The organism is Klebsiella indica (assembly GCF_005860775.1).
In the GTDB taxonomy this organism is placed as follows: Bacteria; Pseudomonadota; Gammaproteobacteria; order Enterobacterales; family Enterobacteriaceae; genus Klebsiella; species Klebsiella indica.
In genome coordinates, this window is the sequence record NZ_VCHQ01000005.1 from 259,858 (window position 1) to 285,659 (window position 25,802).

Sequence of the window (25,802 nt, forward strand, 5' to 3'; positions counted from 1 at the left end):
GAGGCATCACCTACGCCGAATTCACATGCTCTTTGCAGTAAAGACGCTTCCACGCTGCCGGAGTCAGACTGGTGTGCTTGCGGAAAATTTTGCGGAAATAGCCGACGTCATTAAAACCACATTTCGTCGCCACCTCCGTAAGTGATAAGGAATCACTGATAAGCAGCTTTTCCGCTGCCCTCACCCGCTGACGGTGCAGCGCTTCAGTTAACGTCAGACGGAAAACATGACGATAAACACGTCCCAGATAATCAGCATTACAGTGCAACTCTTTCGCTAGCGTCGAAGCGGAAATGGGCAGATGAAACTGAGTAAGAATAATTTGCTGCGCTTTCCATGCCAGCGCATTACCGGGAGTATCAATGGGTTGTTCACTTGCTGCCGCCGAAATTTGCTGCAGAATTAACAACAAGATCAATTCCAGCGCGACGCTACGATGAATATTTTCCTGTTCGCGTAAGAATTGCCGGAACAGTGAAATAATATACTGAGGCTCACTGACTCGCGTGTGCTGCCGGATAGATAGCAATGGTTCAGGTAATGAAGTGTGTCCTTCAGTCGTTACTTCAAAATGCAGCCAGTAGAATTTTAAATCTGCCGGAAATTGCCCGATACCAACATGTAAACGTTGCGGCCAGAGTAGCAAACTTTCTCCGGAACTCACGCTAAAAACAGTGTTGTTTTCGCGAATCGTTAATATCCCTTTTTCGACAAAAATTATTTCCCAGGAATGAAGCTGGCGCGCCGGATGGCTACCGATACCGCGGGAAATAAACAACCCGCCGTTTTGTACCTTAACCGGAAGAAACATGGATAATTCAAGCATAGATATTCAATTTTCCGCTTTCCGCATCATAAAAAACCCTGATTATCTTTGATTATTCACGCTAAAATAGCGTTATCCTGGATCAAAATCACACTTTTTTAATTAAGTCGGAATCGTCATCTTTTTATACTTTTTCATTCCCTTGTTGCTCACAATATTTAGTGCAGAATAAATAGCGTACTTTGCAAATTACACAATAAAAGCCCGCATCTCAGCGGGATGATTTTCCGCACATCACATCCGGGAGTTATTTATGACTTCGGCTCCGATTACGACAAACGATTTGGCACAACGTGCTCAGGACGACAAATTATCCCTCCGCGAAAAAATCGGTTATGGATTAGGCGATGCGGGCGGGACAATCATTACCTGCCTGATCATGAACTTTCTGACTTTTTTCTACACTGATGTTTTTGGCCTGACGCCCGCGCTAGTCGGGACTCTGTTTCTGGCCCTGCGCGTTTTTGACGCCATTTCCGACCCCATCATGGGCGTACTGGCTGACCGAACCCAAAGCCGCTGGGGGCGCTTTCGTCCCTGGCAATTGTGGATCGCATTACCCATTGGCGTTATCGGCGTCCTGACGTTTACCGTGCCTGACGCCGGTATGGGGATGAAGATCGCCTGGGCATTCGGCACCTATTTGCTGCTGTCGGTGAGCTATACCGCGATAAACGTGCCGTACTGCGCGCTAATCAACACCATGACCACTCGTCATACCGAGGTTATCTCATGCCAGGCATGGCGTTTTGTCCTGTGCGGCGTAGCGGGTTTTTTGGTCTCCGTTGGACTTCCCTGGCTGGTAAAGGCGCTTGGCCACGGTAATACCGCCCAGGGTTATCAGTATGGCGTCGGCGTACTCTGTGCCATTGCGGTGGTGATGTTCCTGTGCTGTTTCTTCTGGGTTCGTGAACGCGTCTCGCTGGACGTGATGGGTAAGTTTACCCTGCGCGAACATATCGCCGGGTTGCGTAAGAACGACCAGCTACTGCTGATGCTGGTGATGTCGTTTTTGCTGATCAACGTCTTTAATATCCGCGGCGGCGGCTACATGTACTTTATTACCTACGTACTGGGAGGTTCTACCGGTTATACCTCCCTGTTTTTCACCATGGTGACCTTCGCATCAATTTTCGGCTCGGTCATCATCAATCTGCTGTCACGCCGCTTTGATACCGTCAAACTCTACTATTACACCAACCTGGTATTAGCAGTGATAGCCATCATGATGTGGTTTTTGCCAACTGGCCCGGCATACCAGGCCCTGTGGCTGATAGTCATCCTCGGCAACGGCATTATTCTCGGCTTCACCCTACCGCTGCACTTTTCGCTGATGGCCTTCTCCGACGACTACGGCGAATGGAAAACCGGCGTACGCTCTTCAGGCATGAACTTCGCCTTTAATCTGTTCTTCATCAAGCTGGCATGGGCCTCCAGTGCCGGCATTATCAGTCTTGTCTTTATCTACGTGGCATATCATCCGGGAGTAGCCAACCAAACGGCATTATCGCTGACCGGCATCACCTCAATGGAAACCCTTCTGCCTGCTCTGTTCCATCTGCTGCTGGCTTTTTCCATTCGTGCCTGCAAGCTCAATAATCCTATGATGGCGCGCATTTCCAGCGACCTGCGCACGCGTCACGTTCAGTCTTAAGGAGTCTGTCATGTCTGTTACGGAAGTCGATCTGCACAAACTGAAAATCAATGACCCGTTTCTCGGCCAGTACCAACAACTGGTGCGTGATGTGGTGATTCCCTATCAGTGGGATGCACTTAATGATCGCATCCCGGAAGCTGATCCGAGCCATGCGATAGAAAATTTCCGTATCGCCGCCGGACTACAGGGCGGGGAATTTTACGGCATGGTCTTTCAGGATAGCGATGTGGCCAAATGGCTCGAGGCCGTCGCCTGGTCACTGTGCCAGAAGCCGGACGTCGGGCTTGAAAAGACCGCCGATGAAGTCATTGAGCTCATCGCTGCCGCCCAGTGCGAAGATGGCTATCTGAATACCTACTTTACGGTTAAAGCGCCAACGGAGCGTTGGACTAACCTCGCTGAGTGCCACGAACTGTATTGCGCCGGGCATATGATTGAAGCGGGCGTCGCCTTCTTCCAGGCCACCGGCAAACGCCGTTTGCTGGAAGTGGTCTGTCGGCTGGCGGATCATATTGACCGCATATTTGGCTCCGGCGAGAACCAGTTACACGGCTACCCTGGACACCCGGAAATCGAGCTGGCGTTGATGCGTCTGTACGATGTAACTCAGGAGCCGCGCTACATGGCGCTGGTGAACTACTTTGTTGAGGCGCGTGGAACGCAGCCGCATTTTTACGATATCGAATATGAAAAACGCGGTAAAACATCCTACTGGCACACCTACGGCCCGGCATGGATGATAAAAGATAAACCCTACAGCCAGGCGCATGAACCGCTCTCCAGGCAAACTGTCGCCATCGGCCATGCGGTTCGCTTTGTCTACCTGATGACCGGTGTTGCCCATCTTGCTCGTTTAAATCAGGATGAAGGCAAACGTCAGGATTGCCTGCGACTGTGGAAAAATATGGCTCAGCGTCAGTTGTATATCACCGGTGGTATAGGTTCGCAAAGCAGCGGGGAAGCCTTCAGTTGTGACTACGATCTGCCAAACGACACGGTGTATGCGGAAAGCTGCGCCTCCATCGGCCTGATGATGTTTGCCCGCCGGATGGTAGAAATGGAGGCTGACAGCCAGTACGCCGATGTGATGGAACGCGCGCTGTATAACACTGTGCTCGGCGGAATGGCGCTCGACGGTAAACATTTCTTCTACGTGAATCCTCTGGAGGTGCATCCGAAATCGTTAAAATTTAATCATATTTACGATCACGTAAAGCCCGTTCGCCAGCGCTGGTTCGGCTGTGCCTGCTGTCCACCGAATATCGCCCGCGTGCTAACCTCGCTGGGACACTATATCTACACGCCACATAAAGACGCGCTATACATCAATTTGTATGTCGGCAACAATGCTGAGATCCCGGTAAACGATGGAACGCTGCGCCTACGTATCAACGGTAACTATCCGTGGCAGGGGCAGGTAAAAATTGTCATCGACTCATCCTCACCGATCACGCATACCCTGGCACTGCGTCTGCCGGACTGGTGTACGAATGCAAAGGTAACGCTGAACGGAGTGGAGGTTGCGCAAGATATACGTAAGGGCTATCTGCACATTACCCGAACCTGGCAAGAAGGCGATACGCTTCTGTTAACACTGCCAATGCCGGTACGCCGCGTGTACGGCAACCCACTGCTGCGCCATGTGGCTGGTAAAGTTGCTATTCAGCGCGGACCGCTGGTCTATTGCCTCGAACAGGCAGATAACGGCGAGGAATTGCACAATCTGTGGTTACCAAAAGAGAGTGATTTCCAGGTCTTCGAAGGCAAAGGGCTATTTGCACACAAAATGCTGATACAGGCGGAAGGCGTGAAGCAGAGCGTTGCCGATGCGCAACAGAAGACCTTATGGCACTACGATAACACGCCATCTTCCCGCCAGCCACAAACGCTGACGTTCATCCCCTGGTTCAGTTGGGCCAACCGTGGCGAGGGGGAAATGCGTATCTGGGTTAATGAAGAGTGATAATTTAGCGTGCCGGATAAGCGCTTAGCAATATTTGGCCAGTGGCATTTTCTCTACAAGCCTGATATGCGATTCGCTATCAGGCATTTCAGGCTTACCGGGTTTTCCCCCTGGCAAATTAAGGTGCTTGCTTAACTTTCCCCCTGACGGACACGCCGTCCGCCAGGGGCTTCACGCTTAAAACAGTCCCTGCGGTTTCTCCGAATAACTCACCAGCAGACACTTGGTTTGCTGGTAGTGATCCAGCATCATCTTATGTGTCTCGCGCCCAATCCCCGACAGCTTGTAGCCGCCAAATGCGGCATGCGCCGGATAGGCGTGATAGCAGTTAGTCCATACGCGTCCGGCCTGAATTCCACGCCCCATTTTATAAGCCAGATTGCCGTTTCGGCTCCAGACCCCGGCACCGAGGCCGTACTGAGTATCGTTGGCGATTTCCAGCGCCTCCTCCATCGTTTTAAAGGTGGTGACGGCCAGCACCGGGCCAAAGATCTCCTCCTGGAAAACACGCATATTGTTGTTACCAAACAGGACGGTGGGCTCAAGATAATACCCCTCCTTCAGTTCACCTTCCTGTTGTTTACGTCGCCCGCCGGTCAGCACATCCGCGCCCTCTTTCTTACCGATATCAATATAATTGAGGATCGTTTCCAGTTGACCATGGGAAACCTGCGCGCCCATCTGCGTCACACTGTCCAGCGGGTTACCGCAGCGAATGCTCTCCACGCGGCGAATTGCCCGTTCCATAAAGCGTTCATAAATAGATTCCTGCACCAGTGCCCGACTCGGGCAGGTACAGACCTCCCCCTGGTTAAAGGCAAATAATGCAAAACCTTCCAGCGCCTTATCGAAGAACGAATCCTCTTCGTCCATGACATCGGCAAAGAAGATATTCGGCGATTTACCGCCCAGTTCCAGCGTAACCGGAATAATGTTTTGCGTGGCGTACTGCATGATCTGCTGTCCGACTTCCGTCGAACCAGTAAAGGCAACTTTTGCTATGCGCTTCGAGGTTGCCAGATATTCACCAATCTCGCCCCCCGCGCCATTCACAACGTTAACCACGCCAGGAGGGAGCAGATCGCCAACGATCTCCATCAGCAACAGGACCGAAAGGGGCGTCAGACGCGCCGGTTTAAGCACCACGCAGTTGCCCGCCGCCAGCGCTGGCGCCATTTTCCAGCTCGCCATCAGCAGGGGGAAGTTCCACGGGATAATTTGCCCGACCACGCCAAGCGGTTCATGGAAATGATAGGCGACGGTTTCGCTGTCCACTTCGCTGATCCCGCCTTCCTGAGCACGAATACAGGAGGCAAAATAGCGGAAATGATCAATTGCCAACGGCACATCAGCCGCGATGGTTTCACGGATCGGCTTACCGTTATCCCAGGTTTCGGCCGTCGCCAGCAGCTCTAAATTTTGCTCCATACGATCGGCAATCTTGAACAGAATCGCCGCGCGATCCTGTACGGAAGTCTGGGCCCATTTATCTTTCGCTTTATGGGCAGCGTCGAGGGCAAGGTCAATGTCCCTTTTACCTGAAGAGGCAACTTCACAGAGCGGCTGCCCGGTGACCGGCGTCAGATTCTGATAGTACTCACCGTCGGCAGGCGCTACCCACTCCCCACCAATGAAGTTGTCATAGCGAGCCTTTAATTTCAGAGGGAATCCATATTCACCGGGTTGAATATGTGTTGCAGGGGAATTATTTGTCATGGACGTCTCCTTGCAGTAGGGGTATAACGATGGCGAGATATTCGCCAATTGATTACAGCATTACGACTGCGGTCACGTTATTCGGAGTGGCCGATATTGATGTACCGGGTGGGCCTTACCATTTATCCAGCCTGAGCAAACATCCCCTTCACAGGCCTCGCCATCCGCCAGTTAATGGCATCGCGCAACGAGAGATCGCGACGATTTCGGCATGCCCATCATAAATAACGCTGAAATATCGAATGCCTGAAATGCATTCTGAATATTTCAGTCATGCCTGATTTTTTCGACTTATCATCCGTAGCAATGAATGTGTGGCGCAAACGCCTTTCCACCATGGTATTCATTGTTTCTATTAATGAACCGGCGTCGATTACATTCGAGGAAGGAATAAAAAATGTTGAAGCAGCCATTGTACTATCCTCAATCACTGCAATTAGACAGGCAGAATACGAGTGAATATTCTTTAAAAACGTGATCGTTGTTATTATTTAACGTTCTGATAATATAAAAGGCACATTAAGTTCATATTTTAATGTGCCTGTTGAGAAAATGTGCGGGTATTTCCCCCGGCTGACGCCTTACCCATCATGGGAAGCCAACAATATCATCATGTTATGAATTTCACTCAGGCCCGAGCCAGCGGCGCTGGTTACAGGGCAATGCGATAAAAGCACGTTTTATCAAACATCTTAAATTAATCGTTTCCTCGTTTAACCGGAAATAGTAACGCATCACGTAATAAATGATCGTTGCCACGACGGCGGGTAAAACCGATGCGGTCAAAATATTCCAGGATCTGAATAGCGAGCTTTCGTCCCACTCCCAATCGATCGCGAAAATCGGCCGCGCAGGTAGACCCCCTTTCCTGATCCAGTTCGCGGATCATTCTGGCGAACGTCACAATCCGATCGTTACGGTAGTAGCGATCTTTGACGATCGCGGTAATCATCCCCTGCTGCGCCGCCTGGCGTAACACTGCGCGCATTAATGCCTCTTCAACGTTAGCCTCCCGCGCCAGATCGCGAACCCACCAGGGTTCATCAGCAAACAGCCCGGCAACCCGCAGCCAGATCACCTGCTGCTCGTCGGTAAACCCCGCCTTATGATCCGGTAAATGCAGCCAGCCGTGGTGACTATGGACCATTCCGCTTTCGCGCATCTGCTCAATCAGCAGCAGCACCAGGGCTTCATCTTCCATCGGCAGCGCAATACGCCGCAGACGCTCGCGGCCCGGTCCCGGCTCATCGCGATGCTGGTCATGATAACGCGCCAGGGCGTCGAGCAGTTTCCGCTGCCAGCGCGCAGCCAGTGGCGCGCTGAGTAAACGATTCCCCGCCTGCAGATAGTCAGGACGGTGACTTAGCGCCTGTAGCCCCTCGTCGCTTAGCTGACGCGCCCAGGCAAAATCATCAAGATGAACCGCATCACGTTGCAGATGGATCTCCAGCGCGCTGGCATCATCGCTTTGCGCAGCGGCCAGCGTGTGCAGCCACTGTATGTATTCTGCCTTACGCTTGCCTCGTCGCGGCGGATTGAGCGCCACCACCCGCGCGCCAGCCAGCGTCTGACGGGCGGAGATATCGCGCAGCACCAGACGATCGTTATCCGCCAGCCACAGCGGGCAGTCGAAAACCAGTTCCGCCAGCGCCCCCTCCAGCAGTGACACGCGGCCAGTGATATGGCTGGCTGCATGATGGATATGTAGCGGTTGCCACTGACCGAGCGGCGTGTGGCACTGCAGCTCGACAATTACGCGTTCGCTGGCTTCCGGTGGCTGTACGGAAAGCAGCCAGTCGCCGCGATTCAGTTGCTCTTTTTGCGCATCACCCACAATATTCAGGGCAATGCGTTGGCCCGCCTGGGCCTTCCCGACCGGCTGATTCTGCGCATGCAGACCACGCACGCGCATCGGCTTATCCACACCAGTCAGCCACAGCGTATCCCCCACATTCACCTCGCCGGAAAGCGCCGTTCCGGTGACCACCAGACCCGCGCCTTTTACGCTAAACGCCCGGTCGATAGCAAGGCGGAAACGCTGATGCTGCGGATGCGGCCGCGCGGAAAGTCGCAGTAAATGATCGCGTAGTTCGGCAATGCCCTGGTTTTCCGTCGCTGCGGTAACAAACAGGCTCGCAGCAGTAAAACCGAATTCGGCCAGCACCGCGTCGATTTCCCTTTTCACTTCCTCAACCCGCCCGGCCTCAACGCGGTCAGATTTGGTGAGCGCGACCGTTAACCTCGGCTTACCCGTAAGCTGAAGGATCGCCAGATGTTCACGCGTCTGCGCCATCACCCCATCATCACAAGCCACCACCAGCAGCGCATGATCGATGCCGCCGACGCCAGCCAGCATGTTGGACAAAAACTTTTCATGACCCGGCACGTCAATAAATCCCAGCACTCGGCCATCGGGCTGCGGCCAGTAGGCGTAGCCGAGGTCGATAGTCATTCCGCGCGCTTTCTCTTCCGGCAGGCGATCGGCATTGATACCGGTAATCGCCTGCAGCAACGTGGTTTTGCCGTGGTCAACATGTCCGGCAGTGGCAATAATCATTTCGCTAACATCTCCATAAACCGGGTTTCATCCTCAAGACAGCGGAGATCCAGCCACAGTCGACCATCATAAACCCGGCCAATAACCGGCACCGGAAGCCGACGCCAGCGAACCGTCAACGCCTCCAGCTGGCTACCGCGGCCATTGCACGGGGTAAACGTCAATGCCGCGCTGGGTAACCGGTCCACTGGCAACGAACCGCTGCCAATCTGCGACAAACAGGGTTCTACCCGCAGTACAAAATCTGGGTAATATTCCGCCAGCGCGGCTTGTATACGTTCGCCCAGCTGGCGAATCTCGTCTACGGGGCGGGTCAACAGACGTAGCGTCGGCAGTTCAGCGGCCAGTGTCTCCGGGTGCAGATAGAGGCGTAGCGTGGCTTCCAGCGCCGCGAGCGTCATTTTATCCGCCCGCAGCGCACGTTTCAGCGGATGGCTCTGTAAACGCGCGATCAGCGCTTTCTTACCGACGATAATTCCCGCCTGCGGGCCGCCCAGTAGTTTATCCCCGGAAAAGCTCACCAGGCTGATGCCCGCGGCAATCATCTCCTGGGGCATTGGCTCTTTTGGCAAGCCGTAGCGGCTTAAATCCACCAGCGAGCCGCTGCCAAGATCGGCGACAACCGGGATATTCAGCTCGCGGCCAATTTCCGCCAGCGCCACCTCATCAACCGCTTTCGTAAAGCCCTCAATGCTGTAGTTGCTGGTGTGAACTTTCATCAGCAAACCGGTATTGTCATTGACGGCCTGACGATAATCTTCCCCATGGGTACGATTAGTGGTACCGACTTCATGCAGGATGCAGCCCGCCTGGCGCATCACGTCAGGAATGCGAAACGCACCGCCAATCTCTACCAGCTCACCCCGCGATACCACAACTTCATTACCGCCGGCGATGGCCGCCAGCATGAGCAGCACCGCCGCCGCGTTGTTATTGACGATGCAAGCATCTTCCGCACCGGTTATCCGACAAAGCAGGTCGGCCAGCGCCCGGTCCCGGTGGCCGCGTCCGGCATCCTCGAGATCGTATTCCAGCGTCACCGGCGCGCGCATGGCCTGGGCAACGGCTGCAATCGCCGCTTCTGCCTGAAGCGCACGGCCAAGATTGGTATGCAGTACGGTGCCCGTCAGGTTGAAAACCGGGCGCAGCGCACTCTGCTGCGTTTGCGCCAGACGCCGGGCGGTTTCCAGCAGCCAGTCGTCACACCAGACCGGCAGCGCATGTCTCTGACGAATATGTTCCCTTGCCTCATCCAGCATCTGACGTAGCAGCGTAACCGTCTGCGAGTGACCATACTGCATCAGCAACGAGGAAAACGCCGGAGCATGGAGTAAACGGTCAATGGCCGGAAGCCGGGTATACAGTGCACGAATCTCGGTAGTCATGAATGAACCTGTTTTCCCCTCCCGACGGGAGAGGGAGTCAATAAATGAGCAGCAATTGTAATACCTTCGCGCAAAAACTGTTACCTGCCTGGGTCAACTCCCTGGCGGTTCAGTGCGCGCAAAACTGGGGCGCTGGAAGAGTGAATCCACCAGTTTAACCAGCTTAGGCCGTGTCGCGCACCAGCCCGGCGCAACGCGGCGAATATTAAGATAAGCAATGGCGCAGGCCGTGGAAATGGTCGCCAGATTCACCTCATCGGGACGTAAAATACCGTCATTTGCATAGCCTTCCAGGGCATCAAGACCACGCGTAACTTTTTCCCGTTGGCGCAGCAGTTCGCTTTCTAACTGCTGCGTCGCCGGGCGCATTTTCTCCCGCACCAGCGCCTGCGCTGCTTCCATCACGCCATCTGCCAGCGCTTCAATTTGACGCATTTTCAGCGCGGCTTTCGGCTCCGCGGGCAGCATAGCAGGCGCAATGCCAAGCTGCTCCAGGTATTGAGCGATAATGGGGGAGTCATACCAACATTCACCGTCGTCGGTAACCAGCGCAGGCACTTTTCCCAGCGGATTGTATTTCGCCACACGATTGGCGTCGTTATAAGGAAATTCGTTGACGAACTCGAAAGGGATCGCTTTTTCCAGCAACATGACGGAAATTTTGCGCACAAAGGGACTGGTGTAGCTGCCGATCAGTTTCATTGCCTGCTCCTTTCGCCAACAAAAAAGTAAGTATGGCGCAGACCGTAGTAAAAAACCGACAAACCGAACGTAATTTACCCTGCCGTTTTCGCCATGATGGCTAAAATGTCCTTTAGTGGATCAAGTTACTGAGTTACATATCCTCATATTAGACGCGGCATAATCTGCCCAGGATCACATCAGGGAAAATCCGTGGGGATATATTTTGTGATGTAAATCACAAATAAATAACAAACTCATAAAAAATATTTGTGATACATATCACATAAAAGTGTGTTTTTTGCTCTAAAACTCCCTCCTGTTGTTTTTTTACACTCAATTTTTGTGACGCAAGTCACTATACAGACCCACTACTAACCTATATTTATGTGATGCAAATCACATAAAAGCCCACTAACTGGACAGCGTAACAATTCAGTGCCAGATTTCGCACTATCAATCCGGGCCCGGCTACCTCTGCCGCCACATTAACAACAAGCCTCGGGCTTTCAGCCTGCCGATAGCAAAAACAGAAGAAGGGGTGTTTTATGTCATCCGATATCAAGATCAAAGTGCAAAGCTTTGGTCGTTTTCTCAGCAATATGGTGATGCCAAATATCGGCGCGTTTATCGCGTGGGGTATTATCACCGCACTATTTATTCCAACAGGATGGTTACCGAACGAAACGCTGGCGAAGCTGGTGGGTCCGATGATCACCTATCTGTTACCGCTGTTGATCGGTTATACCGGCGGTAAACTGGTTGGCGGCGAACGCGGCGGCGTAGTCGGCGCAATTACCACTATGGGCGTCATCGTCGGCGCGGATATGCCGATGTTCCTCGGCTCGATGATCGCGGGTCCTCTGGGTGGCTGGGCCATCAAGAAATTCGACGTTTGGGTAGATGGTAAGATTAAATCCGGTTTTGAGATGCTGGTGAATAACTTCTCCGCCGGTATTATCGGTATGATCCTCGCCATCCTGGCGTTCCTCGGTATCGGTCCGGCGGTTGAAGTCCTGTCCAAAATCCTGGCTGCGGGCGTTAACTTCATGGTGGCGCACGACATGCTGCCGCTGGCATCCATCTTTGTTGAACCGGCGAAAATCCTGTTCCTTAACAACGCCATCAACCACGGTATCTTCTCGCCGCTGGGCATCCAGCAGTCTCATGAACTCGGCAAATCTATCTTCTTCCTGATTGAAGCTAACCCGGGTCCGGGTATGGGCGTCCTGCTGGCATACATGTTTTTTGGCCGCGGCAGCGCTAAGCAGTCTGCGGGCGGTGCGGCAATCATCCATTTCCTCGGCGGTATTCACGAAATCTACTTCCCGTACGTGCTGATGAACCCGCGTCTGATTCTGGCCGTTATCCTCGGCGGTATGACCGGTGTGTTTACTCTGACTATCCTCAACGGCGGTCTGGTTTCTCCGGCCTCTCCGGGCTCAATCCTCGCCGTACTGGCGATGACGCCGAAAGGAGCCTATTTCGCTAACATCACGGCGATTATTGCCGCGATGGCCGTCTCCTTCGTGATCTCGGCGATTCTGCTGAAAACCAGTAAAGTCAAAGAAGAAGATGATATCGAAACAGCGACCCGTCGTATGCAGGACATGAAAGCGCAGTCCAAAGGCGCAGCGACTCCGCTGTCCACAGGCGATGTCACGAACGACCTCAGCCATGTGCGTAAAATCATCGTCGCCTGCGACGCCGGTATGGGCTCCAGCGCCATGGGCGCAGGCGTGCTGCGTAAGAAAGTACAGGATGCCGGGCTGAGCAATATCTCCGTCACCAACTGTGCGATTAACAACCTGCCGCCGGATGTTGACCTGGTCATCACTCACCGCGACCTGACCGAACGCGCGATGCGCCAGGTGCCGCAAGCGCAGCATATTTCGTTGACCAACTTCCTCGACAGCGGCCTGTATACCAGCCTGACCGAACGCCTGGTGGCGGCCCAGCGTCACACGGATAACGAAGAGAAAGTTCGCGACAGTCTGCAAGACAGCTTCGATGCGGCGGATACCCATCTGTTCAAACTGGGTGCGGAAAACATCTTCCTCGGTCAGAAAGCGGCCACCAAAGAAGACGCTATTCTGTTCGCGGGTGAACAACTGGTAAAAGGGGGTTATGTCGAGCCGGAATACGTTCAGGCAATGCTGGAGCGTGAAAAACTGACCTCGACCTACCTGGGTGAGTCCATCGCGGTTCCGCACGGCACTATCGAAGCGAAGGATCGCGTTCTGAAAACCGGTATCGTGTTCTGCCAGTATCCGGAAGGCGTGCGTTTCGGTGAAGAAGAGGATGAGGTTGCCCGTCTGGTCATCGGTATCGCGGCACGTAATAACGAACATATCCAGGTGATCACCAGCCTGACTAACGCGCTGGACGATGAATCCGTCATTGAGCGTCTGGCACAGACCACCAGCGTCGAAGAAGTCCTCTCGCTGCTGAACAAGTAAACGCCGCCTCATCCTCTGCTGAGGATGAACGCAAGTGCGGTCTATTCCCTCTCCCGTTGGGAGAGGGTTAGGGTGAGGGAAAAGCCTCACCCCAGCCCTCTCAGGTAAAAACATTAATTAAAGGTTAATACTATGAAAGCATTACATTTTGGCGCAGGTAATATCGGTCGTGGCTTTATCGGCAAACTGCTGGCGGACGCGGGGATACAACTGACGTTTGCAGATGTAAATCAGGTCGTGCTCGATGCCCTGAATGCCCGTCATAGCTATCAGGTTCACGTGGTCGGCGAGAATGAGCAGGTGGATACCGTTTCCGGCGTCGATGCCGTCAGCAGCATCGGCGACGACGTCGTAGAGCTGATTGCCAGCGTTGATCTGGTGACCACTGCCGTCGGCCCGGTGGTGCTGGAGCGCATCGCTCCGGCGATTGCCAAAGGCCTGGCTAAACGTAAAGCGCAGGGCGTTACAGCGCCGCTGAATATCATCGCCTGCGAGAACATGGTCCGCGGCACCACCCAGTTAAAAGGCCACGTGTTTAACGCCCTCGCGGAAGAAGATAAAGCCTGGGTCGAAGCCAACGCCGGCTTCGTTGATTCCGCCGTTGATCGCATCGTTCCGCCGTCCGCTTCCGCCACTCAGGACCCACTGGAAGTCACCGTCGAAACCTTCAGCGAGTGGATTGTCGACAAGACCCAGTTTAAAGGTGCGTTACCGAACATCCCTGGGATGGAATTAACCGATAATCTGATGGCCTTTGTCGAACGTAAGCTATTCACCTTAAACACAGGACATGCTATAACCGCCTACCTCGGAAAATTGGCGGGTCACCAGACGATTCGCGACGCGATTCTCGATGAGACGATTCGCGCGGTAGTCAAAGGGGCGATGGAAGAGAGCGGCGCCGTACTGATCAAACGCTATGCCTTTGATGCACAAAAGCACGCTGCCTACATCCAGAAAATTATTGGTCGTTTTGAAAACCCGTATCTGAAAGATGATGTGGAACGCGTTGGCCGCCAGCCGCTGCGTAAACTGAGCGCCGGCGATCGCTTAATTAAACCGCTGCTTGGTACGCTGGAATACAACCTGCCGCACAGGAACCTGGTGAAAGGGATTGCTGCCGCCATGCACTTCCGTAGCGAGGAAGATCCGCAGGCACAGGAACTGGCGGCGCTGATTGCCGGGAAAGGGCCACAGGCTGCGCTGGCGCAGATTTCAGGTCTGGATCCGGCAAGCGCCGTGGTAGCGGAGGCCGTTAACGATTATAACGCCGCCAAATGAGGCAAGATCTGGCGCGGTCCGAACCGCGCCCATTACGACTCCTGTCAGATATGCAGGCAATAATGGAAGAAACACAGGCATTTGAAAACCGTGTGCTTGAGCGTCTGAATGCTAGCAAAACCGTAAGAAGCTTCCTGATCGCCGCCGTTGAACTGCTGACGGAAGCAGTCAATATTCTGGTGCTTCAGGTGTTTCGCAAAGACGACTACGCGGTGAAATACGCAGTGGAGCCGTTGCTGGATGGTGACGGGCCGCTGGGCGATCTTTCTGTACGCCTGAAGCTGATTTATGGCCTTGGGGTGATTAGCCGCGCCGAATATGAAGACGCCGAGCTACTGATGGCTTTGCGTGAAGAGTTGAATCACGACGGTAATGAGTACAGCTTTACCGACGACGAGATCCTCGGACCATTCGGCGAGTTACATTGCGTTGCGGCCCTGCCGCCCACGCCGCTATTCGACGAGAGCGATGCGGAACTGCTGGCAATGCAGAAAATGCGCTACCAGCAGGTTGTACGTTCAACAATGATGCTATCTCTGACCGAGCTGATTTCTAAAATCAGCTTAAAAAAAGCCTTTCAAAAATCAACGCTCTGATTCTGTCTCTTGTGGGTTGCACGCCGGCCGATAAAGCTGACGATAATACTCAAGACGACGCAAAAATAGCGCTTCTTTGTCTGCTGGAATATCCTCCGGTATATGCTGCAAACGTGGGGACTTTTTCAGATATTCCAGAAAGGCCTGACTTGAGGCCATAAAATCTACAGTTTTATCAATAACATCAAGTATGCCATCGCCAATTTTTGCCATCACGCCCTCCTCTACGTTGGGATCATCTTATTTAAGGATTAACCAAAAACAGGGAATCAGATGAAAAAAAGGTGCTTAATGGGCAACAGGCTTCACAAAAAACGAAAAACAACAACGTTTCGATAAATAACTACCCACGACACAAGCGACAGCACATACTATATGTCTGATCATGATCATTTCTTAGCAGATTAAACTACCATGAAAGAAGTCGAAAAAAATGAAATCAAGCGTCTGAGCGACCGTCTCGACGCCATTCGTCACCAACAGGCCGGTTTGTCGCTGGTTGAAGCCGCCGACAAGTACGCTGAGCTGGAAAAAGAAAAAACCACCATTGAAGCCGAAATCGCCCGTCTGCGCGACGTTCAGGGCCAGAAACTGAGCAAAGAAGCGCAAAAGCTGATGAGCCTGCCGTACCGCCGCGCCATCACCAAAAAAGAGCAGGCCGATATGGGTAAGCTCAAGAAAAACGTGCGTGGTCTGGTTGTTGTCCACCCGATGACCGCTCTGGGTCGCGAAATGGGCCTTAAAGAGATGACCGGTTTCTCCCGAACCGAATTCTGATCCTTTCTCCGAATAATCCCCCGGTGGCGTGACGGGACTGCTCCTTGCTCAGTTGGGCGTCCAACGTTCAGGCATCAGTCCACAACGCTTACCGGGGCGGTATACCCGCACGGTATTGGCGTTTGTTGTCCGGCGAAAGCACGACAGGCTCTGTCTCCGGGGCATGCGCTTGTTGAAATGTGACTCACCGTCGTCCCCTCCGGCGCCGCGTTGGCCCTACCAATTATTTAATAAATCCCCCAATAGTTCACATATCTATTATTTTTAGTCACACACATATTGCTCATCAATAACATTTGATTAACCATTCGTTGTCGTTAACCCTACAATCGCACTTTGGCCGGGCCAGTTTTACAAATGATGTGACCTGCAAACAGCGCAAGACTCAGCACCACATCTGGCGGCCCAATGGAGACCTGCATGAACCTCTGGCAACAAAATTACGATCCGGCCGGAAATATCTGGCTATCAAGTCTTATCGCATCACTACCGATTCTGTTTTTCTTTTTTGCTCTGATTAAGCTCAAGCTGAAAGGATATGCCGCCGCAACCTGGACCGTATTAATTGCGTTGTCTGTCGCCCTGCTGTTCTACAAAATGCCGGTCGACCATGCGCTGGCCTCGGTTGTTTACGGCTTCTTCTACGGCCTGTGGCCAATCGCATGGATTATTATCGCGGCGGTTTTCGTCTACAAAATCTCGGTGAAAACCGGGCAGTTCGACATTATTCGCTCGTCGATTTTGTCGATTACCCCGGACCAACGCCTGCAAATGCTGATCGTCGGCTTCTCCTTTGGGGCCTTCCTTGAAGGTGCGGCCGGTTTCGGCGCGCCGGTGGCGATTACCGCGGCATTGCTGGTCGGGCTTGGCTTTAATCCGCTGTATGCGGCGGGCCTGTGCCTGATCGTCAACACCGCACCGGTGGCGTTCGGCGCCATGGGCATTCCGATTCTGGTTGCCGGTCAGGTTACTGGGCTGGACAGCTTCGAAATCGGCCAGATGGTTGGCCGCCAGCTACCGTTCCTGACCATTATCGTGCTGTTCTGGATCATGGCGATTATGGACGGCTGGCGCGGCATTAAAGAGACCTGGCCTGCGGTAATCGTCGCCGGCGGCTCCTTTGCTATCGCCCAGTACCTCAGCTCTAACTTCCTCGGCCCGGAACTGCCGGACATTATCTCTTCCCTGGTGTCGCTGGTTTGTCTGACGCTGTTTCTCAAACGCTGGAAACCCGTACGCATCTTCCGTTTTGGCGATATGGGCGCTTCGCAGGTCGATATGAACCTGACGCACACTCGCTATACGTCCGGGCAGGTGATTCGCGCCTGGTCGCCGTTCCTGTTCCTGACCGCCACGGTGACCTTGTGGAGCGTGCCGCCGTTCAAGGCGCTGTTCGCCCCGGGCGGCGCGATGTACGATTTTGTCATCAATATTTCCGTGCCGTTCCTCGACAAGATGGTGGCTCGCATGCCTCCGGTAGTCAGCGAAGCCACGCCGTATGCCGCGATCTATAAGTTTGACTGGCTCTCCGCCACCGGCACCGCCATTCTGTTCGCCGCCCTGCTTTCTATCGTCTGGCTGCGTATGAAGCCGAAAGACGCGCTGTCGACCTTCGGCAGCACACTGAAAGAGCTGGCGCTACCGATTTACTCCATCGGTATGGTGCTGGCATTCGCCTTTATTTCTAACTATTCCGGGCTATCCTCAACATTAGCGCTGGCGCTGGCGCATACCGGTCACGCGTTTACCTTCTTCTCGCCGTTCCTCGGCTGGCTGGGGGTATTCCTGACCGGTTCGGATACCTCATCTAACGCGCTGTTTGCCGCATTACAGGCGACGGCAGCACAGCAGATCGGCGTCTCCGATATCCTGCTGGTCGCCGCTAACACCACCGGCGGCGTAACCGGTAAGATGATCTCGCCACAGTCTATCGCCATCGCTTGTGCAGCGGTCGGCCTGGTGGGTAAGGAGTCCGATCTGTTCCGCTTTACCGTGAAACACAGTCTGATTTTCACCTGTATGGTCGGCGTGATCACCACGCTGCAGGCATATGTCTTAACCTGGATGATCCCGTGATAGTGATGCCGAAACGCCTTGCCGACGACGTGGCTCGTCGTGTACGGGCGCTGATAGAAGAACAAAACCTGGAAGCGGGCATGCGCTTGCCCGCCGAGCGTCAGCTGGCGATGCAGCTTGGCGTATCGCGCAACTCACTGCGCGAAGCGCTGGCGATGTTAGTCAACGAAGGGGTGCTGCTTAGCCGTCGCGGCGGCGGCACCTTCGTCCGCTGGCAGCACGAAGCGTGGTCGGCGCAAAATATTATTCAGCCGCTGAAGACGCTACTCTCCGATGACCCCGATTACAGTTTCGATATCCTCGAAGCCCGCCACGCGATCGAAGCCAGCACCGCCTGGCATGCGGCGATGCGGGCAACCGATGCTGAAAAAGAGAAAATCCGCCTCTGCTTTGAAGCGACCCAAAGTGACGATCCGGACCTGGCCTCGCAGGCCGACGTCCGCTTTCATCTGGCGATTGCCGAAGCCTCACACAACGTGGTGCTGCTGCAAACCATGCGCGGTTTTTTCGACCTTTTACAATCCTCAGTCAAGGAGAGCCGCCAGCGGATGTATCTCGTTCCGCCGGTCTTCGCTCGCCTGACCGAGCAGCATCAGGCGGTCATGGAGGCGATTATCGCCGGTGATCCCGAAGGTGCCAGACAGGCGATGATGGCCCATTTGGGTTTTGTCCACGCCACGATCAAACGCTTTGATGAAGACCAGGCCCGCCAGGCGCGAATTACCCGCCTGCCCGGCGACCATAACGAAAATACCAGGGAGAACTCGTGATGATTATTTCCGCCGCCAGCGACTATCGCGCCGCCGCACAACGTATCCTGCCGCCGTTTCTGTTCCACTATATCGACGGCGGCGCCTACGCTGAGCACACGCTACGACGCAACGTTGAAGACCTGTCCGATGTCGCCCTGCGTCAGCGGATCCTGAGAAACATGTCGGATCTCAGTCTGGAAACCACGCTGTTTAATGAAAAACTCGCGATGCCGACGGCGCTGGCTCCGGTCGGCCTGTGCGGCATGTACGCGCGGCGTGGCGAAGTGCAGGCCGCGGGCGCGGCGGATGACAAAGGTATCCCGTTTACCCTCTCCACCGTTTCCGTCTGCCCGATTGAGGAAGTCGCTCCGACCCTTAAGCGCCCGATGTGGTTCCAGCTATACGTCCTGCGCGATCGCGGTTTTATGCGCAACGCGCTGGAGCGCGCCAAAGCGGCTGGCTGTTCAACGCTGGTCTTTACCGTTGATATGCCGACGCCCGGCGCACGCTATCGCGATGCGCACTCGGGGATGAGCGGCCCGAACGCGGCAATGCGCCGCTACTGGCAAGCAGTAACCCATCCGCAGTGGGCCTGGGATGTCGGGCTAAACGGTCGCCCGCACGATTTGGGCAATATCTCCGCGTATCTCGGCAAACCGACCGGCCTTGAAGATTACATTGGCTGGCTGGCCAATAACTTCGATCCATCGATTTCCTGGCAGGACCTTGAGTGGATCCGTGAGTTCTGGGAAGGGCCAATGGTGATCAAGGGGATCCTTGACCCGGAAGATGCGCGTGATGCGGTGCGTTTCGGCGCTGACGGGATCGTGGTCTCTAATCACGGTGGCCGCCAGCTTGATGGTGTGCTCTCTTCCGCCCGTGCCCTGCCCGCTATCGCCGATGCGGTGAAAGGCGATATCACTATTCTCGCCGATAGCGGCATTCGCAACGGCCTTGATGTGGTACGCATGATTGCCCTCGGTGCCGACAGCGTGCTGCTGGGCCGCGCCTATCTGTATGCACTGGCGACCCACGGCAAGCAAGGGGTGGCGAATCTGCTGAACCTGATTGAGAAAGAGATGAAGGTAGCGATGACCCTGACCGGCGCAAAAACCATCGGTGAAATCAGTCGCGACTCGCTGGTGCAAAATGCCGATGCACTGCGAACCTTTGATGTCATCAAGGCGGGAAATGCGGCGTAATCGGCGATCGTTTCCCCTCACCCTCTCCCACTGGAGAGGGAATCATCCGGCAGTAAATTAACTCCGGTTTTCTCCCTCTTCCTTTCAGGGTGAGGGGCGGGGTGAGGGTTTGCCGAATATCTGCTATTCTGCCTGCCGCAACGTAATGAGCCTATCCCAGTAGGCGTACATTGTTGCAGCCAATCTGGACACGGACAGCGCGGAACAACCGGAGCGTACACGTAGTACGTGAGGATTGTGAGCACTGCCCAGGTTCAGGATGGCAAATAAAATAGCCTAATGGGATAGGCTCAAGAGGGCAGCATGCTTAACATCGTCTTATTCGAACCAGAAATACCGCCTAACACCGGGAATATCATCCGCCTGTGCGCTAACACCGGCTTCAATCTGCATATCATCGAACCAACGGGATTTGCCTGGGACGATAAGCGTTTGCGCCGCGCCGGGCTGGATTATCACGAATTCGCCGCCGTCCAGCGCCATCGCGATTACGCCGCCTTTATGGAAAGCGCAAAACCGCCGCGTCTGTTCGCCCTGACCACCAAAGGCACCCCGGCCCACAGCGCGGTAAGCTATCAGGATGGCGATTATCTGATGTTTGGCCCGGAAACCCGCGGCCTGCCGGCCAGCATTCTTGATGCCCTGCCGTCGACGCAAAAAATCCGCATTCCAATGATGCCGGACAGCCGCAGCATGAATCTGTCAAACGCGGTGTCGGTCGTGGTGTATGAGGCCTGGCGCCAGTTGGGGTATCCGGGCGCGATATTACAGCGTTAAACCCGCATCTCTCCGCTTACGCTGCGCCTTACTTCTGGCACTGGCGACAATAAAACGTCGCCCGCTGGGCGTGTTTGCTGCCGATAATCGGCGTTCCGCAAATGCGGCAGGGTTCACCCTTGCGGCCATACACCTGTAGCTCCTGAGCAAAATAGCCGGGCTTGCCGTCGCTTTGTAGAAAATCCTTCAGCGTCGTCCCGCCCTGTTCGATTGAGCGCAGCAACACCAGTTTGATCACCTTCACCAGTTGTTCGCACTCTTCACGTGACAGCGAGGAAGCCAGCCGGTCTGGATGGATCCCCGCCGAGAACAACGATTCGCTGGCGTAGATATTCCCCACCCCGACCACCAGCTTGTTATCCATCAGCCAGGGCTTAATCGCGGTTTTCTTCTTCGCGCACTTCCGCTGAAGATAGTCGGCGTTGAACTCATCGCTTAACGGCTCCGGCCCAAGATGGGCCAGCGCCGGATGGCCTTCCAGCGTTTTCGCCCACAGCCAGGCGCCAAAGCGGCGCGGATCGGTGTAGCGCAGAATCTTACCGTTGCTCATGACCAGGTCAACGTGATCGTGCTTCTCTGCGGGCAACTCTTCGCTCAGGATGCGCAAACTTCCCGACATGCCAAGGTGGACAATAATCCAGCCGTCGGGCAGCTCCAGCAGCAGATATTTGGCGCGGCGACGCACGCTGAGAACCGGGACGTCGCTCAGGCGATAGATCTCTTCGGAAACCGGCCAGCGTAAACGGCCGTTGCGCACAACAGCGTGCAGGATAGTCGCGCCAACCAGATGCGGTTCAATGCCGCGGCGACTGGTTTCTACTTCAGGTAATTCAGGCATTCATCTCTCGAAACAAGCGAAAAGAGACGCTATCTTACCGCTTTCAGCGACAAGGTTCAGGGCAATTATCATGTAACCGGCCTGAAACTCACGCGAGCGGATGACATCTCTGGGGAATAGATAACAGGAAGGATTGATGCGTCTGGCAGCAGAAGATTGGTATCAAGCAAAAATGAAAAACCCCGCCGAAGCGAGGTTTTCATTACATTGAAACCAAAATTATTTGATTTTAGCTTCTTTGTATACAACGTGCTGACGGACAACTGGATCAAATTTTTTCAGTTCCAGTTTTTCCGGCTTAGTACGTTTGTTCTTCGTGGTGGTATAGAAGTGACCAGTACCAGCAGAAGAAACCAGCTTGATTTTCTCACGAATACCTTTAGCCATGATGTATTTCCTCTAAGTACTTAGTACTTTTCGCCACGGGCACGCAGTTCAGACAGAACTGTATCAATGCCTTTCTTATCAATAACACGCATACCTTTAGCAGATACGCGCAGGGTGACAAAACGCTTCTCGCTCTCAACCCAAAAACGGTGAGAGTGCAGGTTTGGCAGGAAACGGCGTTTAGTCGCGTTCAGTGCGTGGGAACGGTTGTTACCGGTCACCGGACGCTTGCCAGTAACTTGGCAGACTCGGGACATGTCTATTCTCCAAAAATCAAATTAGCTCGAGCTTCGTATGGGGTATTGGCGCCTCGTCAGGCTTTACAGCCCGGTCATCGCAGTTCTAAGCGAACTCTCGATTGCCAGGCCCAAATGCCAAACCCGAGATTCTCAAAGGTGGCGTAGTATACGCTGACTCGGCGATGCGCTCAAGTCCCGAACAGACAAAGATCCCAATGGATCGCGTGATCGGGGTTAAATCCAGCCGCGCTCAGCAAAAGATACGTACGCTCCGCGGCCGATAACAAGGTGATCAAGAACTCGTATGTCCATGAATACACAACATCTTATCACTCTCTCGGTAATCAACCTGTCTGCCTTACTCGGCTCAGGACTACCGGATGGATGATTATGCGCCAGAATCACCGCGGCGGCGTTCACTTTGATGGCTTCGCGTACGATTTCTCGCGGATGTACCTCAACGTGGCTAAGGGTACCAGAAAAAAGTCGGCTATGTTTCAATACCCGGTTCTGATTGTCTAAAAAGATCACCATAAAGATCTCGCGTTGTTCATCAGCCAACTGACTTTGCAGAAATTCCCGTGTCATTGACGGACTGACCAACGCCGGTTCTTCTGTCATCCGCAGACTAAAATAGCGCCGCGCCAGTTCAGCAATGCCTTTAAGCTGCGCATATTTCGCCAGGCCAATCCCGTCAACCTCATCAAGCTGTGCTTTTTCCGCCGACAGCAGACCGTATAGCGAACCAAACCGCTGCAATAAATCGTGGGAAAACGCCATGACATCCTGCTTTCGCGTTCCGGTGCGTAAAAACAGTGCCAGCAGCTCAATATCCGACAGAACTTCAATACCGTAGCGCTGCATCTTTTCCCTCGGCATCAGGGGCTTCTGTATATCCATGGCGGACTCTCCTTTTCAATCCGTGCTATCCTGACACAGCGCCATAGCCCTGCCGATACGCAAATTTTATCCCTGCTTAACGCCTCGCAAAGGGGCGATCCGCAGGTCACACGATGTCAATCAGATTGTGATAAGATGCGCGAATTCTGGTGTACCGCTACAGGAAAAAATCATGATGAGTCTGGCTGGTAAAAAGATCGTTCTTGGCGTGAGCGGCGGTATTGCTGCTTATAAAACGCCGGAGCTGGTACGCCGCCTGCGTGACCGCGGTGCGGATGTACGCGTCGCCATGACGGAAGCCGCAAAAGCCTTCATTACGCCGCTGAGCCTACAGGCGGTATCCGGTTATCCGGTTTCCGATAGTCTGCTCGACACGGCCGCCGAAGCGGCAATGGGTCATATTGAACTGGGGAAATGGGCCGATCTGGTGATTCTCGCGCCCGCTACGGCCGATTTAATTGCCCGCATTGCCGCAGGCATGGCCAATGACCTTGTCTCCACAATTTGCCTCGCCACGCCATCGCCGGTCGCGGTCCTGCCCGCCATGAACCAGCAGATGTATCGCGCCGCCGCCACCCAGCATAATCTTGCCGTGATTGCTTCACGCGGTCTGCTGGTCTGGGGCCCGGATAGCGGCAGTCAGGCCTGCGGCGATATTGGTCCAGGACGCATGCTGGACCCGTTGACGATCGTCGATATGACCGCGCAACATTTCTCTGCTGTCAAAGATTTGCAACATCTCAACATCATGATTACCGCGGGGCCGACACGCGAACCGCTCGATCCGGTGCGTTATATCACTAACCACAGCTCTGGTAAGATGGGTTTCGCTATCGCCGCCGCGGCCGCGCGCCGTGGCGCGAACGTGACGCTGATTAGCGGCCCGGTTTCGCTCGCTACGCCGCCGTTTGTGCAGAGGGTTGATGTCACCACCGCGCTGGAAATGGAAGCCGCCGTGCAAAGCGCTGCGCAGCAGCAGCACATTTTTATTGGCTGTGCGGCCGTCGCTGACTACCGTGCGGCCGCTGTTGCCGATGAAAAAATCAAAAAACAAGGTGATGAATTAACCATAAAAATGGTTAAAAATCCGGATATCGTCGCCGGGGTCGCGGCGCTTGAGGCTAACCGTCCTTACGTCGTTGGGTTTGCCGCCGAAACGAATAATGTGGAAGAATACGCCCGGCAAAAACGCGCCCGCAAAAATCTCGATCTGATTTGCGCCAATGACGTTTCACAGCAAAATCAGGGATTTAACAGCGACAGCAATGCATTACACCTTTTCTGGCAGGAGGGAGATAAGCGCTTACCACTTGAGCGAAAGGCACTCCTTGGCCAATTATTACTCGACGAGATCGTTACCCGTTATGATGAAAAAAATCGACGTTAAGATTCTGGACCCGCGTGTTGGTCAGCAATTTCCGCTGCCAACCTATGCCACCTCCGGTTCCGCCGGGCTTGACCTGCGAGCCTGTCTCGATGACGCCGTAGAGCTGGCTCCCGGCGCAACCACGCTTATACCGACCGGCCTTGCGATTCATATTGCCGATCCGTCTCTGGCTGCGGTGATTCTGCCGCGTTCGGGGCTGGGCCATAAGCACGGCGTAGTGCTGGGCAATCTGGTGGGACTTATCGATTCTGATTACCAGGGTCAACTGATGGTTTCCGTCTGGAACCGTAGCCCACAGCGTTTCACTATCGAACCTGGCGAGCGTATCGCGCAAATGGTGTTTGTGCCTGTTGTACAGGCGGAATTCAACCTGGTGGAAGAGTTTGACGCCACCGATCGTGGCGAAGGTGGCTTCGGTCACTCCGGGCGTAAATAAGCCCTGTGATACACAAAATCATTCCGGGATAACGCCCGCGGAGGGCGGTCTGAAGAATGACGTGCAACCTGCATTCCAAATGCGAAATAATGCAATAACATCACCGCAGGCAACAGCTTGCGGTCGCTTTGTGGATGCCTGCCTGGCAAGTGCTTTTTTCAGGGGTATTTTAAAACATGGCAGAAAAACAAACTGCGAAAAGGAATCGTCGCGAAGAAATACTGCAATCTCTGGCGTTAATGCTTGAATCCAGCGACGGGAGTCAACGCATCACCACAGCAAAACTGGCGGCGTCTGTTGGCGTGTCCGAAGCAGCTCTGTATCGGCATTTTCCCAGCAAAACCCGCATGTTTGACAGCCTGATCGAGTTTATCGAGGACAGTCTGATTACGCGCATCAATTTAATTTTAAAAGATGAAAAAGATACCTCATCGCGCCTGCGCCTGATTGTTCTGCTGATTCTTGGGTTTGGCGAACGTAATCCGGGGCTCACGAGGATTCTGACTGGCCATGCGCTGATGTTTGAACAGGATCGGCTTCAGGGGCGCATCAATCAGTTGTTCGAGCGCATTGAAGTACAGTTGCGTCAGGTCATGCGTGAAAAGAAAATGCGTGAAGGCGAAGGCTATACCGTCGATGAAGCTCTGCTGGCCAGCCAGCTGCTGGCCTTCTGCGAAGGGATGTTGTCTCGCTTTGTACGCAGCGAGTTTAAATATCGCCCGACGGACGATTTCGAGGCGCGTTGGCCGTTGGTCGCCGCCCAGTTGCAGTAACCCCACTATGCAGCCCAAAAGGCTGCATGTTCATCTTGAATGTCAAGTCATCACACCAGTGAGGTTCCCGACACGCTCCCTCACAAAATATCTTTTTATCGTTTCTTGTTCCTGACAACAAAACGCCACTGGCAACA

The 25,802-nt window shown here is 54.1% G+C and carries 23 protein-coding genes; 13 read left to right on the forward strand and 10 right to left on the reverse strand.

The features are described 5' to 3' along the window. Window positions 1–10: 10 nt before the first annotated feature. Window positions 11–826 (reverse strand): helix-turn-helix domain-containing protein, encoded by an 816-nt coding sequence (locus tag FE839_RS04610; protein WP_138359598.1) that lies wholly within the window; start codon window positions 824–826, stop codon window positions 11–13. A 253-nt stretch (window positions 827–1,079) separates the two neighbouring features. Between FE839_RS04610 and FE839_RS04615 the strand changes: the two genes are divergently transcribed. Together FE839_RS04615 and FE839_RS04620 are read left to right on the forward strand one after the other, a co-directional pair. Beyond that, complete coding sequence (locus FE839_RS04615) at window positions 1,080–2,480, forward strand: MFS transporter (RefSeq protein ID WP_138359600.1); 1,401 nt, start codon at window positions 1,080–1,082, stop codon at window positions 2,478–2,480. A 10-nt stretch (window positions 2,481–2,490) separates the two neighbouring features. Beyond that, on the forward strand, window positions 2,491–4,446 hold the full coding sequence (locus FE839_RS04620) for a glycoside hydrolase family 127 protein (RefSeq protein WP_138359602.1): 1,956 nt from the start codon (window positions 2,491–2,493) through the stop codon (window positions 4,444–4,446). Between the two features lie 177 nt (window positions 4,447–4,623). Here the strand turns inward: FE839_RS04620 and aldB are convergent, their stop codons facing one another. From aldB to FE839_RS04645, 4 genes are all read right to left on the reverse strand, one after another. Next, window positions 4,624–6,162: an aldehyde dehydrogenase AldB gene (gene aldB / locus FE839_RS04625; RefSeq protein WP_138359604.1), complete on the reverse strand. Its 1,539-nt coding sequence runs from the start codon at window positions 6,160–6,162 to the stop codon at window positions 4,624–4,626. Window positions 6,163–6,859: 697 nt separating this feature from the next. After that, on the reverse strand, window positions 6,860–8,719 hold the full coding sequence (gene selB, locus FE839_RS04635; RefSeq protein ID WP_138359608.1) for a selenocysteine-specific translation elongation factor: 1,860 nt from the start codon (window positions 8,717–8,719) through the stop codon (window positions 6,860–6,862). Next, window positions 8,716–10,104: an L-seryl-tRNA(Sec) selenium transferase gene (gene selA, locus FE839_RS04640; protein WP_138359610.1), complete on the reverse strand. Its 1,389-nt coding sequence runs from the start codon at window positions 10,102–10,104 to the stop codon at window positions 8,716–8,718. Before selA ends, selB begins: the two co-directional genes overlap by 4 nt. A gap of 93 nt (window positions 10,105–10,197) precedes the next feature. After that, entirely contained in the window at window positions 10,198–10,806 is a 609-nt protein-coding gene (locus FE839_RS04645; protein WP_138359612.1) for a glutathione S-transferase, read from the reverse strand. Between the two features lie 527 nt (window positions 10,807–11,333). Between FE839_RS04645 and FE839_RS04650 the strand changes: the two genes are divergently transcribed. The 3 genes from FE839_RS04650 to mtlR all read left to right on the forward strand — a co-directional run bounded on the left by FE839_RS04650 (window position 11,334) and on the right by mtlR (window position 15,121). Continuing rightward, the gene (locus tag FE839_RS04650) at window positions 11,334–13,244 is read left to right on the forward strand and encodes a PTS mannitol transporter subunit IICBA (protein WP_138359614.1); all 1,911 of its coding nucleotides are present in this window, start codon (window positions 11,334–11,336) and stop codon (window positions 13,242–13,244) included. 132 nt (window positions 13,245–13,376) lie between these two features. Then, entirely contained in the window at window positions 13,377–14,525 is a 1,149-nt protein-coding gene (gene mtlD, locus FE839_RS04655) for a mannitol-1-phosphate 5-dehydrogenase (RefSeq protein WP_138359616.1), read from the forward strand. Beyond that, on the forward strand, window positions 14,522–15,121 hold the full coding sequence (gene mtlR, locus FE839_RS04660; RefSeq protein ID WP_138359618.1) for a mannitol operon repressor MtlR: 600 nt from the start codon (window positions 14,522–14,524) through the stop codon (window positions 15,119–15,121). The genes mtlD and mtlR overlap by 4 nt, the downstream gene beginning before the upstream one ends. On the opposite strand, the gene FE839_RS04665 is transcribed toward mtlR, so the two are convergent. Continuing rightward, window positions 15,110–15,334: a hypothetical protein gene (locus FE839_RS04665; protein WP_138359620.1), complete on the reverse strand. Its 225-nt coding sequence runs from the start codon at window positions 15,332–15,334 to the stop codon at window positions 15,110–15,112. The genes mtlR and FE839_RS04665 overlap by 12 nt on opposite strands. Before the next feature lie 201 nt (window positions 15,335–15,535). On the opposite strand from FE839_RS04665, the gene FE839_RS04670 reads away from it, so the two are divergent. The 5 genes from FE839_RS04670 to trmL all read left to right on the forward strand — a co-directional run bounded on the left by FE839_RS04670 (window position 15,536) and on the right by trmL (window position 20,705). After that, a complete protein-coding gene (locus FE839_RS04670; RefSeq protein ID WP_138359622.1) occupies window positions 15,536–15,898 on the forward strand; it encodes a YibL family ribosome-associated protein in 363 nt (120 codons plus the stop codon). Window positions 15,899–16,318: 420 nt separating this feature from the next. Next, window positions 16,319–17,974 carry an L-lactate permease gene (gene lldP / locus FE839_RS04675; RefSeq protein ID WP_138359624.1) on the forward strand — a complete coding sequence of 552 codons (1,656 nt, stop codon included), beginning with the start codon at window positions 16,319–16,321 and terminating at the stop codon, window positions 17,972–17,974. Next, window positions 17,971–18,744 carry a transcriptional regulator LldR gene (lldR, locus tag FE839_RS04680; protein ID WP_138359626.1) on the forward strand — a complete coding sequence of 258 codons (774 nt, stop codon included), beginning with the start codon at window positions 17,971–17,973 and terminating at the stop codon, window positions 18,742–18,744. Before lldP ends, lldR begins: the two co-directional genes overlap by 4 nt. Continuing rightward, window positions 18,744–19,928, forward strand: a complete 1,185-nt coding sequence (gene lldD / locus FE839_RS04685) for an FMN-dependent L-lactate dehydrogenase LldD (protein ID WP_138359692.1) — start codon at window positions 18,744–18,746, stop codon at window positions 19,926–19,928. The genes lldR and lldD overlap by 1 nt, the downstream gene beginning before the upstream one ends. Before the next feature lie 303 nt (window positions 19,929–20,231). Continuing rightward, window positions 20,232–20,705 (forward strand): tRNA (uridine(34)/cytosine(34)/5-carboxymethylaminomethyluridine(34)-2'-O)-methyltransferase TrmL, encoded by a 474-nt coding sequence (gene trmL / locus FE839_RS04690; protein WP_138359628.1) that lies wholly within the window; start codon window positions 20,232–20,234, stop codon window positions 20,703–20,705. Window positions 20,706–20,733: 28 nt separating this feature from the next. Here the strand turns inward: trmL and mutM are convergent, their stop codons facing one another. From mutM to radC, 4 genes are all read right to left on the reverse strand, one after another. Then, window positions 20,734–21,543 (reverse strand): bifunctional DNA-formamidopyrimidine glycosylase/DNA-(apurinic or apyrimidinic site) lyase, encoded by an 810-nt coding sequence (gene mutM / locus FE839_RS04695; protein ID WP_138359630.1) that lies wholly within the window; start codon window positions 21,541–21,543, stop codon window positions 20,734–20,736. 219 nt (window positions 21,544–21,762) lie between these two features. Beyond that, window positions 21,763–21,930: a 50S ribosomal protein L33 gene (gene rpmG, locus FE839_RS04700; RefSeq protein WP_002436700.1), complete on the reverse strand. Its 168-nt coding sequence runs from the start codon at window positions 21,928–21,930 to the stop codon at window positions 21,763–21,765. Between the two features lie 20 nt (window positions 21,931–21,950). Beyond that, the gene (gene rpmB, locus FE839_RS04705) at window positions 21,951–22,187 is read right to left on the reverse strand and encodes a 50S ribosomal protein L28 (RefSeq protein WP_002436699.1); all 237 of its coding nucleotides are present in this window, start codon (window positions 22,185–22,187) and stop codon (window positions 21,951–21,953) included. 216 nt (window positions 22,188–22,403) lie between these two features. Beyond that, window positions 22,404–23,069 carry a RadC family protein gene (gene radC / locus FE839_RS04710; protein WP_138359632.1) on the reverse strand — a complete coding sequence of 222 codons (666 nt, stop codon included), beginning with the start codon at window positions 23,067–23,069 and terminating at the stop codon, window positions 22,404–22,406. A gap of 175 nt (window positions 23,070–23,244) precedes the next feature. On the opposite strand from radC, the gene coaBC reads away from it, so the two are divergent. The 3 genes from coaBC to slmA all read left to right on the forward strand — a co-directional run bounded on the left by coaBC (window position 23,245) and on the right by slmA (window position 25,665). After that, window positions 23,245–24,456 (forward strand): bifunctional phosphopantothenoylcysteine decarboxylase/phosphopantothenate--cysteine ligase CoaBC, encoded by a 1,212-nt coding sequence (gene coaBC / locus FE839_RS04715; RefSeq protein WP_138359696.1) that lies wholly within the window; start codon window positions 23,245–23,247, stop codon window positions 24,454–24,456. Continuing rightward, a complete protein-coding gene (gene dut / locus FE839_RS04720; protein ID WP_171034815.1) occupies window positions 24,434–24,892 on the forward strand; it encodes a dUTP diphosphatase in 459 nt (152 codons plus the stop codon). Before coaBC ends, dut begins: the two co-directional genes overlap by 23 nt. A 176-nt stretch (window positions 24,893–25,068) precedes the next feature. Beyond that, the gene (gene slmA / locus FE839_RS04725) at window positions 25,069–25,665 is read left to right on the forward strand and encodes a nucleoid occlusion factor SlmA (protein WP_138359634.1); all 597 of its coding nucleotides are present in this window, start codon (window positions 25,069–25,071) and stop codon (window positions 25,663–25,665) included. Window positions 25,666–25,802 lie beyond the last annotated feature (137 nt).

What these genes read in the sequence shown, in the direction of transcription:
- mutM (WP_138359630.1), bottom strand. Translation starts at nt 21,543, where the DNA reads ATGCCTGAATTACCTGAAGTAGAAACCAGTCGCCGCGGCATTGAACCG.
- FE839_RS04610 (WP_138359598.1), bottom strand. Translation starts at nt 826, where the DNA reads ATGCTTGAATTATCCATGTTTCTTCCGGTTAAGGTACAAAACGGCGGG.
- FE839_RS04670 (WP_138359622.1), top strand. Translation starts at nt 15,536, where the DNA reads ATGAAAGAAGTCGAAAAAAATGAAATCAAGCGTCTGAGCGACCGTCTC.
- slmA (WP_138359634.1), top strand. Translation starts at nt 25,069, where the DNA reads ATGGCAGAAAAACAAACTGCGAAAAGGAATCGTCGCGAAGAAATACTG.
- radC (WP_138359632.1), bottom strand. Translation starts at nt 23,069, where the DNA reads ATGGATATACAGAAGCCCCTGATGCCGAGGGAAAAGATGCAGCGCTAC.
- lldD (WP_138359692.1), top strand. Translation starts at nt 18,744, where the DNA reads ATGATTATTTCCGCCGCCAGCGACTATCGCGCCGCCGCACAACGTATC.
- FE839_RS04615 (WP_138359600.1), top strand. Translation starts at nt 1,080, where the DNA reads ATGACTTCGGCTCCGATTACGACAAACGATTTGGCACAACGTGCTCAG.
- rpmG (WP_002436700.1), bottom strand. Translation starts at nt 21,930, where the DNA reads ATGGCTAAAGGTATTCGTGAGAAAATCAAGCTGGTTTCTTCTGCTGGT.
- aldB (WP_138359604.1), bottom strand. Translation starts at nt 6,162, where the DNA reads ATGACAAATAATTCCCCTGCAACACATATTCAACCCGGTGAATATGGA.
- selB (WP_138359608.1), bottom strand. Translation starts at nt 8,719, where the DNA reads ATGATTATTGCCACTGCCGGACATGTTGACCACGGCAAAACCACGTTG.
- FE839_RS04650 (WP_138359614.1), top strand. Translation starts at nt 11,334, where the DNA reads ATGTCATCCGATATCAAGATCAAAGTGCAAAGCTTTGGTCGTTTTCTC.
- FE839_RS04665 (WP_138359620.1), bottom strand. Translation starts at nt 15,334, where the DNA reads ATGGCAAAAATTGGCGATGGCATACTTGATGTTATTGATAAAACTGTA.
- trmL (WP_138359628.1), top strand. Translation starts at nt 20,232, where the DNA reads ATGCTTAACATCGTCTTATTCGAACCAGAAATACCGCCTAACACCGGG.
- FE839_RS04645 (WP_138359612.1), bottom strand. Translation starts at nt 10,806, where the DNA reads ATGAAACTGATCGGCAGCTACACCAGTCCCTTTGTGCGCAAAATTTCC.
- rpmB (WP_002436699.1), bottom strand. Translation starts at nt 22,187, where the DNA reads ATGTCCCGAGTCTGCCAAGTTACTGGCAAGCGTCCGGTGACCGGTAAC.
- selA (WP_138359610.1), bottom strand. Translation starts at nt 10,104, where the DNA reads ATGACTACCGAGATTCGTGCACTGTATACCCGGCTTCCGGCCATTGAC.
- dut (WP_171034815.1), top strand. Translation starts at nt 24,434, where the DNA reads ATGATGAAAAAAATCGACGTTAAGATTCTGGACCCGCGTGTTGGTCAG.
- mtlR (WP_138359618.1), top strand. Translation starts at nt 14,522, where the DNA reads ATGAGGCAAGATCTGGCGCGGTCCGAACCGCGCCCATTACGACTCCTG.
- mtlD (WP_138359616.1), top strand. Translation starts at nt 13,377, where the DNA reads ATGAAAGCATTACATTTTGGCGCAGGTAATATCGGTCGTGGCTTTATC.
- lldP (WP_138359624.1), top strand. Translation starts at nt 16,319, where the DNA reads ATGAACCTCTGGCAACAAAATTACGATCCGGCCGGAAATATCTGGCTA.
- FE839_RS04620 (WP_138359602.1), top strand. Translation starts at nt 2,491, where the DNA reads ATGTCTGTTACGGAAGTCGATCTGCACAAACTGAAAATCAATGACCCG.
- coaBC (WP_138359696.1), top strand. Translation starts at nt 23,245, where the DNA reads ATGAGTCTGGCTGGTAAAAAGATCGTTCTTGGCGTGAGCGGCGGTATT.